Source organism: Hymenobacter tenuis, assembly GCF_054780495.1.
Window position 1 is genome coordinate 634,953 of the sequence record NZ_BAAGWF010000001.1, and the last position, 16,240, is coordinate 651,192.

At 56.8% G+C, this 16,240-nt stretch carries 12 protein-coding genes; 5 read left to right on the plus strand and 7 right to left on the minus strand.

Annotated features, from left to right (window positions below; translation table 11 throughout):
- Nucleotides 1-82 precede the first annotated feature (82 nt).
- From ACYVGU_RS02810 to ACYVGU_RS02835, 6 genes are all read right to left on the minus strand, one after another.
- Nucleotides 83-532, minus strand: a complete 450-nt coding sequence (locus tag ACYVGU_RS02810) for a hypothetical protein (protein ID WP_460620820.1) — start codon at nt 530-532, stop codon at nt 83-85.
- A gap of 55 nt (nt 533-587) precedes the next feature.
- On the minus strand, nt 588-1,019 hold the full coding sequence (locus tag ACYVGU_RS02815) for a lipocalin family protein (protein ID WP_460620821.1): 432 nt from the start codon (nt 1,017-1,019) through the stop codon (nt 588-590).
- A gap of 87 nt (nt 1,020-1,106) precedes the next feature.
- On the minus strand, nt 1,107-1,949 hold the full coding sequence (locus ACYVGU_RS02820; protein WP_460620822.1) for a DUF4249 domain-containing protein: 843 nt from the start codon (nt 1,947-1,949) through the stop codon (nt 1,107-1,109).
- Between the two features lie 13 nt (nt 1,950-1,962).
- Nucleotides 1,963-4,308: a TonB-dependent receptor gene (locus tag ACYVGU_RS02825; RefSeq protein ID WP_460620823.1), complete on the minus strand. Its 2,346-nt coding sequence runs from the start codon at nt 4,306-4,308 to the stop codon at nt 1,963-1,965.
- A gap of 89 nt (nt 4,309-4,397) precedes the next feature.
- Entirely contained in the window at nt 4,398-4,706 is a 309-nt protein-coding gene (trxA, locus tag ACYVGU_RS02830; protein WP_460612573.1) for a thioredoxin family protein, read from the minus strand.
- A 160-nt stretch (nt 4,707-4,866) separates the two neighbouring features.
- Nucleotides 4,867-5,307, minus strand: coding sequence for a hypothetical protein (locus ACYVGU_RS02835; protein ID WP_460612572.1), 441 nt, complete (start codon nt 5,305-5,307; stop codon nt 4,867-4,869).
- A gap of 733 nt (nt 5,308-6,040) precedes the next feature.
- Between ACYVGU_RS02835 and ACYVGU_RS02840 the strand changes: the two genes are divergently transcribed.
- On the plus strand, nt 6,041-7,114 hold the full coding sequence (locus tag ACYVGU_RS02840) for a DUF6687 family protein (protein WP_460620824.1): 1,074 nt from the start codon (nt 6,041-6,043) through the stop codon (nt 7,112-7,114).
- Between the two features lie 8 nt (nt 7,115-7,122).
- Here the strand turns inward: ACYVGU_RS02840 and ACYVGU_RS02845 are convergent, their stop codons facing one another.
- Entirely contained in the window at nt 7,123-10,563 is a 3,441-nt protein-coding gene (locus tag ACYVGU_RS02845; RefSeq protein ID WP_460620825.1) for an AAA family ATPase, read from the minus strand.
- A gap of 235 nt (nt 10,564-10,798) precedes the next feature.
- On the opposite strand from ACYVGU_RS02845, the gene ACYVGU_RS02850 reads away from it, so the two are divergent.
- From ACYVGU_RS02850 to ACYVGU_RS02865, 4 genes are all read left to right on the plus strand, one after another.
- Nucleotides 10,799-11,926: a tetratricopeptide repeat protein gene (locus ACYVGU_RS02850; protein ID WP_460620826.1), complete on the plus strand. Its 1,128-nt coding sequence runs from the start codon at nt 10,799-10,801 to the stop codon at nt 11,924-11,926.
- A gap of 155 nt (nt 11,927-12,081) precedes the next feature.
- Complete coding sequence (locus ACYVGU_RS02855; RefSeq protein ID WP_460620827.1) at nt 12,082-14,367, plus strand: GH92 family glycosyl hydrolase; 2,286 nt, start codon at nt 12,082-12,084, stop codon at nt 14,365-14,367.
- A 146-nt stretch (nt 14,368-14,513) separates the two neighbouring features.
- Entirely contained in the window at nt 14,514-15,005 is a 492-nt protein-coding gene (locus ACYVGU_RS02860) for a nuclear transport factor 2 family protein (RefSeq protein WP_460620828.1), read from the plus strand.
- A gap of 73 nt (nt 15,006-15,078) precedes the next feature.
- Nucleotides 15,079-16,203: a WG repeat-containing protein gene (locus ACYVGU_RS02865; protein WP_460620829.1), complete on the plus strand. Its 1,125-nt coding sequence runs from the start codon at nt 15,079-15,081 to the stop codon at nt 16,201-16,203.
- The last annotated feature ends 37 nt before the right edge of the window (nt 16,204-16,240 follow it).

Sequence of the window (16,240 nt, forward strand, 5' to 3'; positions counted from 1 at the left end):
CGAGAACTTACTAGGCACAGAAAAGGCCGCAACCGGGGTTGCGGCCTTTTCTGTGCCTAGGGAAATCAAATAAGCCAGCAGCTTATTTAGTTGATTTAAAGGAGTAGTACTCCGTTTGGTTGTTTTTGTCTTGGCGGTAATACGCAAGCATCACGGTTCCGGCGGTGGCCATCATGAATTCCTGGGTGCTGCCTTTGTGGTCGGTGAGGTGTAGGGTGCGGTTGTCGGTGCCCATCAGCATCCAGGTACCCTTATATTCGGTGCCATCGCTCAGCATCGTTTGGGTGTAGGTGCCATCGGCTCGGAACTGCATCGAGAACCGGTCCTTGATAGCATCCTCGCGGGCGAATTGGTCGCCTACCTTATGCTCATACAGCCACCACGTAGAAACCTGGCTTAGGGCGGCCGCCTTTATGGGCTCGGGGGGTGGTGGGGTGCAGCCACATTTGGGCTCTGAGAACACCTCACAGCTGCTTAGGCCAAACCCGGCCGAAAGCAGCAACATCACTAGCAGAGAAGAAATACGGATCATAGAAGTAGCACTAAAAGGCCGGGATATTTCGAGAAAATAGACTAGGGTTTGCGGCTTATAGCAAGCTAGTAAAACGCAGTTCCTCCGTTTCGGCTTTGCTGTTCACGCGGGCATAGCGCAGCACTTGGTTCGAGACGGCACCCACCACGTACTGCTGCAGGTCGCCTTTGTGGTCAGTCAGTTTGAGCGTCACCACGGTGCCTTCTTCCAGCTTCCAGGTGCCGGCATACGTGGTGTTATCCGCCAGCATCGTTTGCACATACGTGCCATCAGCACGAAACTGAATCGTGTACCGGTCTTTGATATTGGTGCCGCTGGCCGATAATTGGTTATTAATGTACACTTCATCGAGCTGCCATTTCTGTACGAGCTGGGCAGCCGTAACGGAGCTGGTAGGAGCTGGCGTTTCGGTGTCTTTCTGGCAACTGCTCAGGGCTGTCACCAGCATCAATAGAAAAACGGATACCAGAGAATGAAAGCGATACATACGTCTAACAGGAAAATAGAAGGTGGGTAGATGCCTGGTAGAGTAGCAGAAGCAAGCCGGTGGTTGCACGCCTCGGTGTTACTTTTTCTACCGAACTATTATCTGTTTGCGGTCATAACTCAGCACCGTAAAAACGCCCACGCCGCCTTGCACCGTGCTCTTGATGGATGAGGGCTGCGAAAACGGATTGCCATTGGCGTTGCGCGCATCATCTACCGATTGCCGGAACAGGTAATACGGCTGATCCAGGTGGTAGAGCGTAACCAGCAGCGTATCGTTGGGGTCGAAGCGGTAGCTGCTGCCCAGCGTAAAGCGAGTGCCATCGTTCAGGCGGTCTTCCACATCATAGTCCAGCTCCGGCTCATCGGAAATACTGTCGCGGTGAATTTGGAGTCGATAGTAATTGCCCACACCCACCGGGTCTTGGAAGCTGGTCAGTACGTAGGCTTCGCGTTGCTCTGGCGGCAGCTCGTTGAACTTAAACTCCAGCGAGTCGATGGGGACGAGGGCGGGCATGGTGGCCGTGCCCGTTACCCGGCGCCCCTTGGTATCCGTTACCTCCAGCCGGAACGTGTCGCCGGGGCGGGCTACAAGGGGCTGACTGCCAAGGTGGGTGTAGGCCTTGCCAGTACGGGTATTCAGACCCGGCCCAAACCGCAGGGTTTCCATAGTGCCGCTGGCTAGCGTGAGCTGCACGGTTACATCGGTAGGCACCACCGGATTAGGATCCGAGAGGTACGGTACGGTTTCCGTCACGGTCATCTGCGGTACCTCGCCATTCTCTAGGTAGCATTCTACCACCAACTGTGCGGGCAGGGCCGGCAGCGCCACATCAATATCCTGCTCTAAGTCGCAGCCGGTAAGAGCCGCCAGGGCGAGCAAGCAGGAGAGGTAACGCGTTACTAGGCTGTTTTTTACGTGAAGTGTCATGGAAGCGGCAGGCCTAGAATTTAAAGTTGTACGTCACGGCCGGAATAACCGGGAACAGGGAAACCTGGCGGGCACGGTAGCTGGTCACCGGGCCATCTTCGCCATCCCGCACCTGATCAAAGTACACGAAGTAGGGGTTACGCCGGTTGTAAGCATTGTAGGCACTAAACGTCAGGTCAGATTCCGGAAACCAGCGGTTCGGCTTCAACTTCCACACCACACCCAGGTCGAGGCGGTTGTAGGGAGCCAGCCGGAAGGTGTTGCGGTCGGGGTAGATGGGCACTGCCGAGGGGTCGTCGCCGTACACATCCTGTACTGCAAAGCGGCCGGCGGGCAGGGTAGTGGCGTTGCCGGAAGTGTACACAAAGGAGCCCGTTAGGTTGAGGCGTTCGTTGAGTTGGTGCAGCACTACCACCGTCAGGTTGTGGCGCCGGTCGTAAGTAGGGTAGAAGGTGCGGCCTTCGTTAATGCCGCTGGTGCCGCGCTGGGGCGGAAACCGGCGCTTGCTCCAGGAAAGCGTGTAGCCAATCCAGCCGGTAGTGCGACCGGTTTTCTTTTCCAGATACAGCTCTGTGCCGTACGCCCAGCCCTTGCCAAACAGGAACTCCGAATCCAGATCAGGATTGACAAACAGCTGAGCGCCATCCTTGAAATCGACCTGGTTTTGGGCCCACTTATAGTACAGCTCGTTGCTGAGCAGGTATTTGCCGTCGCCGAGCAAGAAGCTCACGCCCGTGGCTACCTGTTGCGAGCGTTGTGGCTTCACGGACAGGCGCGACGGATACCAGATATCGGTGGGGAGTGTGGCGCCGGAGTTCGTAACCAGGTGCACGTACTGGTACATCATGGCGTAGCTGGCTTTAAGCGAGGTTTTGGGCGTGAGCGAGTACCGGGCCGCGCCGCGGGGCTCTAGGCCGCCATACGCATTAGACCCGCTCTGGAAACCCGTGAGGCGCAAGCCATACTCCAGCTGCCATTTGTCGGAGGGTCGAAAATTGTCGGAAGCATACACGGCGCCTTCCAGCCCGTTGTAAGCTACATCCGAACCGATATTCAGGCGCCCGTCGCCGGAGCCGGCCTGCAGGCGGCCTACCCCAAACCGGTGCTTAGTGCCCTGCACCCCAAACTTCAAGGTGTGCTGCTCATTGGGCGTGTAGTCTAGGTCGGAGCGCAGGGAATAGTCGCGGATGGTAGAGCCGAGGTTGAAGCTGAACTGGTCCAGCTTGTTGGTCACATCATACTGATAATTCGTGACGGAGGCTGTGGTGTTGAGGTAGAGGCGCTTGTTGAATACGTGGTTCCAGCGCGCCGCTGCTAGGGTGTTGCCCCAGGTAAAGCTGAAATTGAAGCCGCCCTGCGAGGCAAAGCCAAAGGCGTCGCGGCCGTAGTACCCGCTCAGAAACACTTGGTCTTTGGGGCCTAGCGTGTAGTTAGCTTTGGCGTTGAAATCGTAGAAGTAGTAATCCGGAATCGGGTTATAGTCGGGGTTGTCTTTTTGGAAGTTGTTGATTTGACGCGTAAAGACATCGAAATAGGTGCGCCTACCTGACAGGATAAAAGAGCCCTTTTTCTTGGCTAGAGGGCCTTCCAGCGTAAGCCGCGACGAAATCAGGCCGATGCCGCCGCTCACGCCCAGCTTTTCGCGGTTGCCCTCGCGCAACTTCACATCTATCACCGAGGAAAGCCGCCCGCCATATTGCGCCGGAAAGCCACCCTTGTATAAGTCCACGGACTGCACCGCATCGGGGTTAAAAACCGAGAAGAGCCCAAATAAGTGACTGGGGTTGTACACCAAGGCATCATCCAGGAGCACCAGGTTCTGGTCGGAGGAACCGCCCCGCACAAATAGGCCCGAGGTGCCCTCGCCGCCGTTCTGCACACCCGGCTTCAGCTGCAGCGTTTTCAGAATATCCACTTCCCCAAATAGGGCCGGTAACAATTTGGCCTCGCGGGCCGTGAGGCGTTCCACGCTCATCTGGGGCGTTTGGAGCTTCTGCTCCAGGTTGCCGTAGCCCTCTACCACCACCTCACCCAACTGGTTACCGGCTTCCGCCAGCTGCCACGAAAGCCTCTGATTGCGGTTCACGTTTAGCTCGCGGGTCTGGGTGTCGTAGCCAATAAACGAGACCACCACCTGGTGGCGGCCCTCCGGCAGCGTGAGAGAATAAGCGCCAGTTTCATCGGCGGTGGTGCCTAGCCCGAGCACCGGTACTGCCACCGATGCGCCGGGCAACGGCCCGGTGGTGTTAGCTGCGCGCACTACTCCCGAGATAGTATATCGGAGCTGGGCCTGAACCTGTACTGAAAATACTACCCGGATACCGAGCAGGATACTTAAAATCGTAAGCCGTAGCGCCATTCCAACCAACCGTGTGCGTGAAGCCCAAAAGTAAGGGCATGCTTAGGAAACGCCTTTACCCGGTGGTTAGTTTAGAGCTACTCGCCACGCTAGCCCATCACGCCCTGCAAGGCCTGGCTGATTTGGGTAGCAGGCACCACGCCCGCCTGCCGCCACACGGGCTGGCCCTTATGAAATAAGATCAGGGTAGGGATGCTTTGCACCCGAAACTGCTGCGCTGCTGCCTGGTTCCGGTCTACGTCAATCTTGATGACCTTGAGCTTGCCCTGGTGTTGGGCAGCTACCTGCTCCAGGATAGGGGCCATCGTTTTGCAGGGGCCGCACCAGTCGGCATAAAAATCAACGAGCACTGGCATGCCCGGACTGTTAATAAGCTCTGAAAATGACTTCTTAGGCATGGCGCAGCTGAGTAACAAGTGAAGTATACGGGATGAAATATACTGTCTTGTGTACGGCGCCTAGGTTTGAAAGTGGCGCAAACAGCGAAATTTGGGCACAAAAAAGCCTGGTGCTGCAACACCAGGCTTTCGATTGTGGGTGAGTGGGTAAAAGGAGGGGTTAGTTCTTGCCCACCAAGGTAACATCATTTGCGACTTCAGAAAAGGTAAAGCGGCCACCAACCACTTTTTTTCCGCTTACCAGGCACTCCCAGGTGTAGCGACCGGGTAGGGCACGAGCTGCTTCGCCGGTTTCAGTTTTGAAGTAATCGGCTTCGGAAGGCTCCGAAGGAAAAATCACGTCGGCGCCGTTCTGGCCCTTTTCTACCTGCTTCACCAGGATGTATTCTTTCCCGGTGCTTTGGTTGATAACCACAAACTTGGCAGTATAGCCGCCCAGCTGGCCAAACTTATCCAGTACGCCCAGCTTGACGTAGGCATCTGTAGAAACCAGCCATGTTTGGGCCTTGGAAGTAGTAGGGGCAAATACAATCAGCGCCAGTAGCAAACCCGCTACCCGTAAAAAGCGACCGAAAGAAAGTGCAGGAGTAGAAATTTGCATAGGTGTGCAATTAGTAGTGAAAGAAAACCCAGGATTTAAAAAGAAGCGACTACTACATCATTCGCTCGCTCAGTGGAGCGCATGTAGCTGTAGCGCAACCAAATATAGTCCTTATTCAAAATCGACAACAAAATATTGGCATTTATTTTATCATAATTCAAATAGAGAATCCTAGGCCGTTGGATCATGGTTAAGTAAAGAAACTAAACCCAATGCGTAGAAAACCACCCGTACCCCTTCAACCTGCTCCGGCACTGGCTGAATCCCGTTGTGGACTATGTGAGCGGGAAGTGCAACACACGTCTCGCCATCATTTGGTGCCACGGGAAGAAGGCGGCCGCTTTGGCCCAACGGTAGAGTTATGTCAGCCTTGCCATAGCACAATTCACCTGCTACTCAGCAACCGCGATTTAGCTCGCCGGTACAACTCAGTGGAGGCCTTGAGAGAGGCCGAGGAACTGCAGAAGTACCTGCACTGGGTGCGGCGCAGCCGGGTTGAGCGCATCAGCAACCGCCGAGTTAAAAGGTAACGGTGAGTTACTCTCCGCAGGTGAAGGAAGCTGATTAGGAAGCTGGAGTAACTCAACCTGATGAGCTACTAGTGCATTAGGGCAGTCCGCCTCCGCTTCTTTTAACGTTTCACTTGCTACCTGCTAGGACCTGAAAGCCTCTGAGCCGCAGGTGAGGCGTTGGCGCTTACTTTTGTGGGAGTACCTTTTTACTTGTTTCAGCCTTGCCCAAGCACTTCGTTCCGTTTCAGCACCTGCGCCAGCAGCCAACTATTGTAGTGGATAGCACCGGACTAGGGGCGGCCCTCACGCTGGCGCACTGGCGCGGAGCCGCCACCCCTGAACTGCTGCGAGATGATACCAGCGCCGGTTCTGTGTTGCGGGCCTTGCACCACCTGGAAACGACCGGAATGGAGGCTGCGGCCGTTACCGCCAACCATTTTGATATTGACGGTTTTGTGGGCGTGTGGGCGCTGTTGCACCCAACTCGGGCCCTGGAACACGAGCACCTGTTGCGCTTGGTAGCGACCCTAGGGGATTTCCGGGAAACAAACTGGGCGGACCCAGTTGCTGACCACGCCCTGAAGCTGGTGTGCTGGCTAAATGCCGAAGAGAAAACCAGGTTTTACGTGCCCTTTGGTGCGCCCGCTCAGCGGCGCCGGGAAGACGAAGCATCGGCCGAGAAGTTCGCCTGGTTTTTGCCGCGCTTCGAGCAGGTAGTACTAGCCCCGGAAACAGCTCAAACCGTTTGGGAGCCGGAATATGAGCGCGTGAAAGCGGCGCTGGCCATCCTGCACAGTCCGGCCACCACGGTGCGGCGCTACCCCGAGCTAGGACTGGTAGTGGTGCAAACCCCGGAGCCGTTGCCATACTATGCCTTGTTCAGTGCCACTTTGGGCGCCGATATGGTGCTTAGCATCTATAGTGGGCAGCGCTACGAGTTTGAGTACAAGTATACCACCTGGATTGACCTGGAAAGCCGCCCCACGCTGCCGCGCCTGCCGCTCGATGCCCTGGCCACCCAACTTAATGATGAGGAACTAACCCCGCGCCGCTGGACCTTCGATGGCATTACCGATACCGGCCCGTTGCTGCGCCTGAGCGGCAAGGCCCTTACTAAAGTGCAGCGCTACGCCGACCCCGACCAGCGGCCCATCTATGCGTCTTCTATCCCGGCGGAGCGGCTGGAGCAACAGGTAACTGCTTTTTTTAGCGCGGGGTATGCTGGCATTGAGCCGCGCCGCTATTGGAGCTGGGCCGAAATCAGGGCAGTAGGAGAGGGGTTGAGTGCGAGGTAAGGGCTAGGCTACAGTTCTTCGCCAAACCCCAGTACGCGCAGAGTGCTAATGCCGCCGGCGCCCTTGCGCACATTGATTTGGGTAGTTACGCGTTCTTTCAGCGCTTCCACGTGCGAGATAATACCAATGGTTTTGCCCGTGCCCTGCAACAGCTCCAGCGCCGAAAGGGCCACATCCAGCGTGTCGGGGTCAAGAGTACCGAAGCCTTCATCAATAAATAAGGTATCAATCTGGGTACGGCGGCCCGCTAGCTCCGAAAGGCCCAACGCCAGCGCCAGACTCACCAGAAAGCTTTCCCCACCCGAGAGTGAGTTCATGGAGCGCACGGAGCTAGCCTGATACTCATCCTGAATTAGCAGGTCGAGGTGCTGCTCGGGGTTGCGCATAATGCGGTACCGGTCCGTAAAGCGGTGCAAGTGGCGGTTAGCCAGGTCAACGAGGCGCGCTAGAGTCAGGCCTTGGGCAAACTCACTGAACTTCTTACCATCAGCCGAGCCGATAAGCTCCGCCAGCTGCCGCCAGCGGCGTGCTTCCTGCTGCTGCTTTTCCAGCTCAGCGGCCAAGGCTGCGTGGCGCTCCTGCCCGGCGCGGTGGCTGCCCAACCGCTCCTGCCGCTGCCCTAGTTGCTGGTTGAATGAAGCTACTTGTTGATTTAAAAAGGTAAGCTGATGATCCAGTGCCTCAAGCGGCTCAGTTGTGAGGGCGCGCGCCTCTTGCTGCGCTAGTTGCTGGGTGGTTTCCTGCTGCACTTGTTCTGTGAGAGCCACTTCCTGCTCGTGGCGGCGCAGTTGGTTTTGCAGGGTTCCCAGCTCGGCATCAGCTAGCAGCAAGGCCGGCAACGCTGCGGGGGCCGGCGAAAGGTTGGCGGCGCTCAGGGCTGCAGTGAGGCTAGTGAAACGCTGCTCGCGGGCCTGCTGCTGCTCGTTGGTGTCCTGCTCGTGCTGGCGTAGGCGGGCGGTAGCCACGGTAAGGGCAGTTTCCTGCTGCTGAAATTGCTGCTCGGTGTGCTGCCGGCGCTGCTCAGTGGTGCGCACGGCTTCCTCCAACTGCTGGCGAACCCGCGCTACGTCGGTTTCGGGCAGCAACTGTTGCCGCTGTTGGTGCATGCTCTGAATGCCGTGATGGCGCTCCACTAGCTCCTGCTTGCGCGCCCGAAGCCACACCTGCAGCTCTTCCTTCGCCGCATCCGATTTTTCCGCTTCTACGCTGACGCCGCTTAGCTCTAGCTTGGCGTTATTAAGCTTTTGCTGGTTCTGATCAAACTCCTGAATGCGCACGCGCGCCTGCTCCATCAGGGCCCGACCGTTTTCTTCGGTAAAGCTCAGCCCGAAGCTCTGGGCCTGGCTTTGAATCATGGTGCGGGCCGTTGGCAGCCGGTCTTCAGCATCGGCCAGCTCTTTTTCCAGCTGATTGACAATCTGCGCGTATTCCTGCTGCTGCTGGGCGGCGGCTTCCTGCTGCATGCGGGCCTGTTGCACCCGCTGCTCGGCGGCAGTGCGCTGCTCCTGTAGCTGCCGCAGCTCCTGCACCAAGGCTTTTACTTCTTCAGCGGCAGCTTTTTCGGCCCCTTCAGGCAGCAGCTGGATGGACTCACCAGAATCGGTGGGAGGAGCAAGGTCGGGCCCGGTTTGCTCCAGCATCGTAACGTAAGTATTGAGGCGGTTGAAGCGGGTGCCTAATGCTCGTACACGCTGGCTAAGCTCTTCTTCCCGCTGCCGGTCGCGCTGAAACGTATCCTCGCTCACACCCAGCACGCCAGCCACGTACGGGTGCTCAGTGGCACCGCACACGGGGCAGGGCTGGCCGCTTTCCAGCAGTTGGCGCGTATCAGTATGTGAAAGGATGAGCTGCTGCATGTGCAGGCTGCGGCGCAAATCGTCCCAGTGCTGCTGCTCGCGTTCCTGCTCTTGGTGCAAGCTGCTCACATGGTAGTGCAGCCGCCGCAGCCACCCATCGCGCGAGGTACTGGCGGCCTCGTGCTGGGCGGTGAGGGCGGTGAGTTGCTGGCGGGCGGCATCGGCGGTTTGCTGTTGCGAGGCAGCTAGGGCAGCGGCCTGCTGCTGGCGCTGCCGGGCTTCGTGCAGGCGCTGGCGCAACTGCCCCAACTCAGCCTTCAGGTGCTCCCAGTGCTGCAGGTTAGCCGAGAGCTCCGGCAACCCCGCCGACAGCTCACCCACCGTTGCATTCAACGTAAGCCATTTATCCAGGTCGCGGACCTGCTCTCGCAGCGCGCGGGCGCGGGTCCCGGCATGCTCGGCCGTGGCTTTCAGGCGCTTGCACTGCTCATTTTTTTCCTCGTATTCGGCCTTGCCCTGGATGAGTACGCGTTGGGCCTCGGCTACCTGATGGTCTAGTAGCTCCGCCTCGCGTAGTTTGGGCTCCTGCTTCTCTCGTGTGGTAGTGGCTTGCTCATAAGCTGTACGAGCCGTCACGCGAGCCTCTTCCGCAGCCGTACGCTTCTCTTGTAGTTGAGGCAACTGCTGGCGCACTAGGTCCAGCTCCCGCCGTAACCGGGCCAACTGCTCATCGGCCTGGCGGAGCAGGGCATACTCGGTGGCAAAGGGGGCTGCCTGCTGATGCAGGGCCAAGCGCTGATGTAGTGGGGCCAAGGTTTCGGCCTGGGCGGCAAGCTGGTGCTGGCGCTGTTGCGTAGCGGTTAACTTTTGCCGTAGCTCCTGCAGGCGCAAGTGCCACTGGCGAGCTTCTTGCAAGTGCTCCTGGGCCGCGGTGGCGTCTTTTAGCTGGGCCGTAAGCTGCTGCACTTCTTCCTCCAGAAACGCTACCTCCTCCGGCGTGAGCAACTGTACGCCCGCCAGCCCAGCCCGCAACTGCTCTACTTGTTGGGTTTCCTGCTTGGCCCGCTCAAACGCCGCCCGCGAAATATCGGAGTACTTTTTGGTGTCGGTTATTTTTTCCAGCAACTGGGCCCGCTCGCCAGCCGGGGCTTTCAGGAAACGGGTGAAGTCGCCCTGGGCTAGCAGCACGGAGCGCAAAAACTGCTTGTACTCCAGGCCGCTGAGCTCGGCAATGCGCGTAGGTACTTTTGATTTATAGGTTTCCAGAAAGGGCCACGTTTCCTCGCCATTCTCGGCTACTTTCCGCTCGCTCAGCTCCATGCGCGGATCCTGGAGCTTGCCTTCGGGCCGCCTGCGGGCGCGGTACTGGCCCCACTTCGAGCGGTACTGCTGGCCATTCACCTCAAACTCTACCTCTGCCCAACTCTCGCCGGTGCCGTGGCTCATGACGTGCTCGGGGCCGCTGGTTTCGTGGCGCGGGACCTGGCCGTAAAGAGCCAGCGTAATGGCATCAAGAATGGTGGTTTTGCCCGCGCCAGTAGGCCCCGTAATGGCAAACAGGCCGGCATCCGCCAGGGGAGTCTGGCTGAAATCAATGGTGTGCTCTCCGCGCAGGGAGTTCAGGTTATAAAATCGGACGCGAAGAATTTTCATGCAGCAGTGGCCTTTCTATACCATTTCCACCTGCAGGGAAATTCCGCGGAATGAAATAGAAAGAAGCATCGTAAGAGAACCTGCAAGTTAAGACGGTTCGCCAGTACTTGCACCCTAGCACGGCGGCCTGAGCGCCAAGTTAAATCGGCCGGAGTATGCTTCCTGCTAGGCTGCATTCGCAAAGAAAAGCCGGTATCATTGTAGCCTCCGATTACTTGCTATTTCTTGCCTAGTTATGCATCGTATTTTACTTGGATGGTTTCTTTTTATCGGTACTCTGGCGCAGGGGCAAAGTATTGAAAGCCTATACCGCCAGGGCAAGCACGCCGCCATTGTGCGGCAGGCAGCAGTTGCCAAGCAGTTAAGCGGCCCGGAAGCGTATATGGTTGGCCGCTCCTACTTTCAGATTGGGCAAGACGACCTTGCCGTTACCTACCTGGATATGGCGTTAGCTAAAGGCCTGACGACCGGGCCGGTATACTTCCAGAAAGGCGTGGCCTTGCGGTTTGGGAAGCGGTACCCCGAAGCACTGCAGGCCTTTGAGGCTGCCATTCAGGCCGAGCCTACCAACACGGAGTATCAGGTAGAGAAAGGCCTGGTATACTATCATGCCGGGCAGTATGAAGTGGCCCTGCGTTATTTTGAGCAGCTGAAAGCACAGCCACATCCGTCGCCGGATGCGCTGTATATGGTGCCGCACCTATTGCATTTGCAGCAGCAGTATCCGCTGGCATTGGCGGGCTTTTATGCCGCCGCGGCCGTAATTCCTCCTACGCACCCGCGCTATCTGGAAACGCTCCTGGATATCGGGAAGCTGGAGTACAGTTTTACCGGCGACTACCGCAAAGCTGCTGCCGCTTATACCCGCGCCCTGCGCCTGTTTCCGGAGGAAGCGCAACTGCCGGGCAAGCTGATGAAGGCGCATAATGCAGCAGGCCAGTACAGCCGCGCCGACAGTGTATTTAAGGAGCTGCAGCGCCTGTATAAACGCAACAAGCTGCCTCAGGCCTCCAAATCCGGCATGGTAGCGGTTGCTGAGTTGCACTGGAACAAGCAAACGCTAACCGTACATCGGAATCTGAACGAGCCCGATAAGGTGCTAGATGTGGCTTACCTGGTCTACCTGCTTACGCCAGATGGAAAGACGGTGGAGCGCAAATTCACCATCGAACGGACGTTACCGCTCAACAACGGACCTAGTTACCTACTGTGTGAAGCTGACCGGGCATCAGGCGCGCACCGTACCTACCCCTATGGGTGGAAGCCGACCGAGTTATCCGTTGGTGCCATCGGCGAAGGGGTACTGCTGGTGCTTGACGGAAAAATGACACCTAGTGCCAGCTCCAATTTCGGGAAGGAATGACTACTCCCTGAGGCTGCTCAGGTAGGTGGCAAGCCCGCTAGCATAGCATCAGAAAGGCGTCTGTAAGCTCCTGCAAGGGTGAAATGCAGCTACGGTTGATTGGCAATGATTCAGTAGCTTGGGCCATTCAAGTTTCAACCGGTAATAGGCGCGCTATGCTCAGATATTTACAGTCGCTTCTTGTTAGCACGCTACTTCTGTCGGCGTCTGTTGTTCAGGCCCAGTCTGCTAGCCCTGCCGACCTAGTAAACCCGCTGATGGGCACCGATTCTAAGCCCAGCCTATCCAACGGCAACACCTATCCGGCCATTGCGCGGCCCTGGGGCATGAACTTCTGGCTGCCCCAAACGGGCAAAATGGGCAGCGGCTGGGCCTACCAATACTCCGCTGATAAGCTCAAAGGCTTCAAGCAAACCCACCAGCCTTCGCCCTGGATGAATGACTACGGGCAGTTTGCGCTGATGCCCATCACCGGCGCGCTGCGCTTTGAGGAAGAGGAGCGGGCTAGCTGGTTTTCGCACAAAGCTGAGGTAGTAACTCCCTATTACTACAGCGTATACCTAGCCGACTACGACATCACCACCGAGCTGACGCCCACTGAGCGCGCCGCCCGTTTCCGCTTCACGTTCCCGAAAACCGACAGTGCCTACGTGGTGCTCGATGCGCTGGATAAGGGCTCCCACGTGCAGGTATTGCCCCAGCAGCGCCGCATTATTGGGTACACCACCCGCAACAGCGGCGGCGTGCCCCAGAATTTCAAGAACTACTTTATCATCGAGTTCGACCACGAGTTCAGCAGCACCACTATCTACCTAGATAAGGTGCTTTATGGACAGCGGCTGGAAGCTACCGGCGGCCACACCGGGGCCGTGGTGGGCTTCAAAACCCGCAAAGGTGAGCAGGTGCAGGCGCGCGTAGCCTCCTCCTTCATCAGCCCCGAGCAAGCCGAGCGCAACCTCCAGGAAATTGGGGCCAATGATTTTGAGGCCGTGAAGCAGCAAGGCAAAGCAGCTTGGAACGAACAGCTTGGCCGCGTGCAAATAGAAGGCGGCACCGATGCCCAGCAACGCACGTTCTACTCGTGTTTATACCGCTCCCTGCTATTTCCGCGCAAGTTTTATGAGCTGGATGCCGCCGGTAAGCCCGTGCACTACTCGCCCTACAACGGCCAGGTGCTGCCCGGCTACCTCTATACTGATACCGGCTTCTGGGACACGTTCCGGGCTCTGTTTCCCTTCCTAAACTTGCTCTACCCCGATGTAAACAGCCAGATTCAGGAGGGCCTCGTGAACACGTACAAAGAAGGCGGTTGGCTGCCAGAGTGGGCCAGCCCCGGCTACCGCGACATTATGGTGGGCAACAACTCAGCCTCCGTGGTGGCCGATGCCTACCTGAAAGGCGTGCGCGGCTACGACATCAACGCACTCTATGAAGCCATGTTGAAAGGCGCCAACGCCCAGGGCCCGCTCGAAGCGGTGGGCCGCGCCGGCGCCAGCTACTACAACAAGCTCGGCTACGTGCCCTATGATGTGAAAATCAATGAAAGCGCGGCCCGCACCCTGGAATACGCCTACGATGACTTTGCCATTGCCCAGCTTGGCAAAGCGCTAGGTCGGCCGAAAAAGGAAGTGGCGCTTTACCAGAAGCGTAGCCAGAACTACCGCAACCTCTTCGATAAGCAAACCCGCCTGATGCGCGGCCGCAACCAAAACGGCACGTTTCAGGCACCCTTCAACCCCTTTAAGTGGGGCGACGCCTTCACGGAGGGCAACAGCTGGCACTACACCTGGTCGGTTTTCCATGATGTGCAGGGGCTAATGACGCTGATGGGTGGCCCCAAACCCTTCGTGGAGGCTTTGGATACGGTATTCACCCTAGCGCCCGTGTTCGATGCCTCGTACTATGGATCCGTGATTCACGAAATCCGGGAGATGCAGATTGCGGGCATGGGCAACTACGCCCACGGCAACCAACCCATTCAGCACATGGTGTACCTCTACAACTACGCCAGCCAGCCCTGGAAAACCCAATATTGGTCCCGCGAAACCATGAACCGCCTGTATCTGCCCACCCCCGATGGCTACTGCGGCGACGAAGACAACGGCCAGACCTCGGCGTGGTACGTCTTCTCAGCCCTGGGTTTTTACCCCGTGTGCCCGGCCACCGACCAATATGTGCTAGGTGCCCCGCTTTTCCCTAAAGCCACGCTGCACCTTGCCAACGGAAAGAAGGTAATACTCAATGCCCCCACCAACTCCGCTGCCAACCGCTACGTGCAAGCCGTGCGTCTCAACGGCCAGCCCTACTCCCCAAACTGGCTTAGCCACCAAACCCTGATGCAGGGCGCAACGGTGGATTTCGACATGGCCGATAAACCAAACACCACCCGCGGCACTAAGCCCGAAGACGCGCCCTACTCATTTTCTCAGGAGAAGAAGTAGGGGCTTCTTATCCAACTTAATTGTACGTCATGCTGAGCGCAGCCGAAGCATCTCTATCGCTTCGTTGAGTCGGGGCTAGGCCTCTTGGTTAGCCAGAGGTAGAGATGCTTCGGCTGCGCTCAGCATGACGCCAAAAGAACTGAGGTATGAAAAATTGGTATGTGCTTTTGAGTAGTGTGGTCATGCTGGAAGCCTGCGCCACGGGTAAACCCACCACGCCGGAGGCGGTAGGCGCCTATAAGCCCGTCGATGCGCAGTTGTACCGCACTATTGCTCAGCAGGACAGCCTCATGTTTGTTGCCTTCAATCAGCATGATGTAGAGAAGCTACAAACTTTCTTTGCCGAAGACCTGGAATTCTACCACGACAAAGGCGGCTTGGCCAACTTCGAGCAAACCATGCAGGGCTTCAGGAACATGTTTGCCCAGAACAAAACTACCGGCCTGAACCGCCAACTGGTTCCGGGCACGCTGGAAGTGTATCCCATCAACAGCTACGGCGCTGTGGAAACCTACCAGCATCGCTTCTGCCACGTGGAAAACGGCAAAGATGACTGCGGTACTTTCAAAAACATGATGGTGTGGCACCTACGCGACGGGCACTGGAAAGTGACGCGGGTAGTGAGTTATGGGCATTAATGCCTTTAAACGTTGTGTTACTAGGTTGAAGTTGGAAACTTGGATTATGTTAAAAATTTGTCGTGCTGAGTAAATGAAATTACTATTCTTCGCCTTACTTCTACTGGCTACTACTATTGCCACTGCCCAGCAGCAACCAGATGAGGTCTGGGCTAGGTTCGATAAAAAGGTGAAAGAGAGCTATAGGTTTGGGTATAAAGACGCGGCGGGGCATGTTCGGATTCCAGCCCGGCTAGGAGGCTTTACTAATGCTCAAAAGTTCCGGCATATTATAGCCGCGGACGAAAATGAATTACTCAAGCAATATTACCTGCTAAAAAGTGGCCGGCAGGTGGGCCAGGACAGTGTATACATGTCTTCCGACTATAATTTCGACTGCGAAAGCGAAGGCAAAATTAGATTTCGTGACCGTGCGAAGAATCGCATAGGCTACTTTAATAGTGCAGGCAAGGCAATTATTCCGGCTATTTATAGTTACGCCACCCCGTTTTACAATGGCTTATCCTTGGCGCTGATTGGGGGCCGTCGCAAGTGCTGGAGCGGCGAAAAGGATACAATGCAGTGTGAGCATCCGGGCTGGGTAGGTGGGCGAAACGTGTTGATCAATGAGCGTAATGAAGTACTGATCGATACTATTCCTGCCCGACAATTGGACCTCATTAATTGGTACTCCTTACAAATTAATGCCCCGGCCATCGACACGGCTACTACTCGTACTTTTCGCGCCGTGAACGGCGACCGATACACGTTCACGGATTACGAAAAGGAATTTACCCATTGGTTCTACGGCGCGTTTCTGCCCGCTGTGGCCTCCGGCGCCGCCAACAAGGTAGAGCCGCTGTGCTATTCCGAATTAGCTGTTTCAGGCAAGCCATTTAAGGGCTGGCCGCACTTTGAGCGGGCGCACTTCGTGCAAAGGTTTTACCAGCCTGTGCTGCTCCCAAAGCTGAGGGGGCTGTGCTATGGTGCAAAAAACGTTTTAATCTCCTCCGAAGATCTGAACCTATTCATATTCACTAGTCAACGCTTTCAGGTGTTTCTCACCGATTGCGGCGCGCATTTCCAGGAAAAATATCCGGCATTTAATGTCGTCATCACTGAGGTCGACGAAGCAGGCCAAAAGCACTACGACCGCCAGCAGCATTTTGCCTTCATACGTACGGCTGAGGGCTACCGCCTTTTCAGTGTCTCTCTCTAGCTCCAGCCATATTCGAATACCATAAATGCCCGCATTG

What these genes read in the sequence shown, in the direction of transcription:
- ACYVGU_RS02810 (WP_460620820.1), bottom strand. Translation starts at nt 532, where the DNA reads ATGATCCGTATTTCTTCTCTGCTAGTGATGTTGCTGCTTTCGGCCGGG.
- ACYVGU_RS02815 (WP_460620821.1), bottom strand. Translation starts at nt 1,019, where the DNA reads ATGTATCGCTTTCATTCTCTGGTATCCGTTTTTCTATTGATGCTGGTG.
- ACYVGU_RS02820 (WP_460620822.1), bottom strand. Translation starts at nt 1,949, where the DNA reads ATGACACTTCACGTAAAAAACAGCCTAGTAACGCGTTACCTCTCCTGC.
- ACYVGU_RS02825 (WP_460620823.1), bottom strand. Translation starts at nt 4,308, where the DNA reads ATGGCGCTACGGCTTACGATTTTAAGTATCCTGCTCGGTATCCGGGTA.
- trxA (WP_460612573.1), bottom strand. Translation starts at nt 4,706, where the DNA reads ATGCCTAAGAAGTCATTTTCAGAGCTTATTAACAGTCCGGGCATGCCA.
- ACYVGU_RS02835 (WP_460612572.1), bottom strand. Translation starts at nt 5,307, where the DNA reads ATGCAAATTTCTACTCCTGCACTTTCTTTCGGTCGCTTTTTACGGGTA.
- ACYVGU_RS02845 (WP_460620825.1), bottom strand. Translation starts at nt 10,563, where the DNA reads ATGAAAATTCTTCGCGTCCGATTTTATAACCTGAACTCCCTGCGCGGA.
- ACYVGU_RS02850 (WP_460620826.1), top strand. Translation starts at nt 10,799, where the DNA reads ATGCATCGTATTTTACTTGGATGGTTTCTTTTTATCGGTACTCTGGCG.
- ACYVGU_RS02855 (WP_460620827.1), top strand. Translation starts at nt 12,082, where the DNA reads ATGCTCAGATATTTACAGTCGCTTCTTGTTAGCACGCTACTTCTGTCG.
- ACYVGU_RS02860 (WP_460620828.1), top strand. Translation starts at nt 14,514, where the DNA reads ATGAAAAATTGGTATGTGCTTTTGAGTAGTGTGGTCATGCTGGAAGCC.
- ACYVGU_RS02865 (WP_460620829.1), top strand. Translation starts at nt 15,079, where the DNA reads ATGAAATTACTATTCTTCGCCTTACTTCTACTGGCTACTACTATTGCC.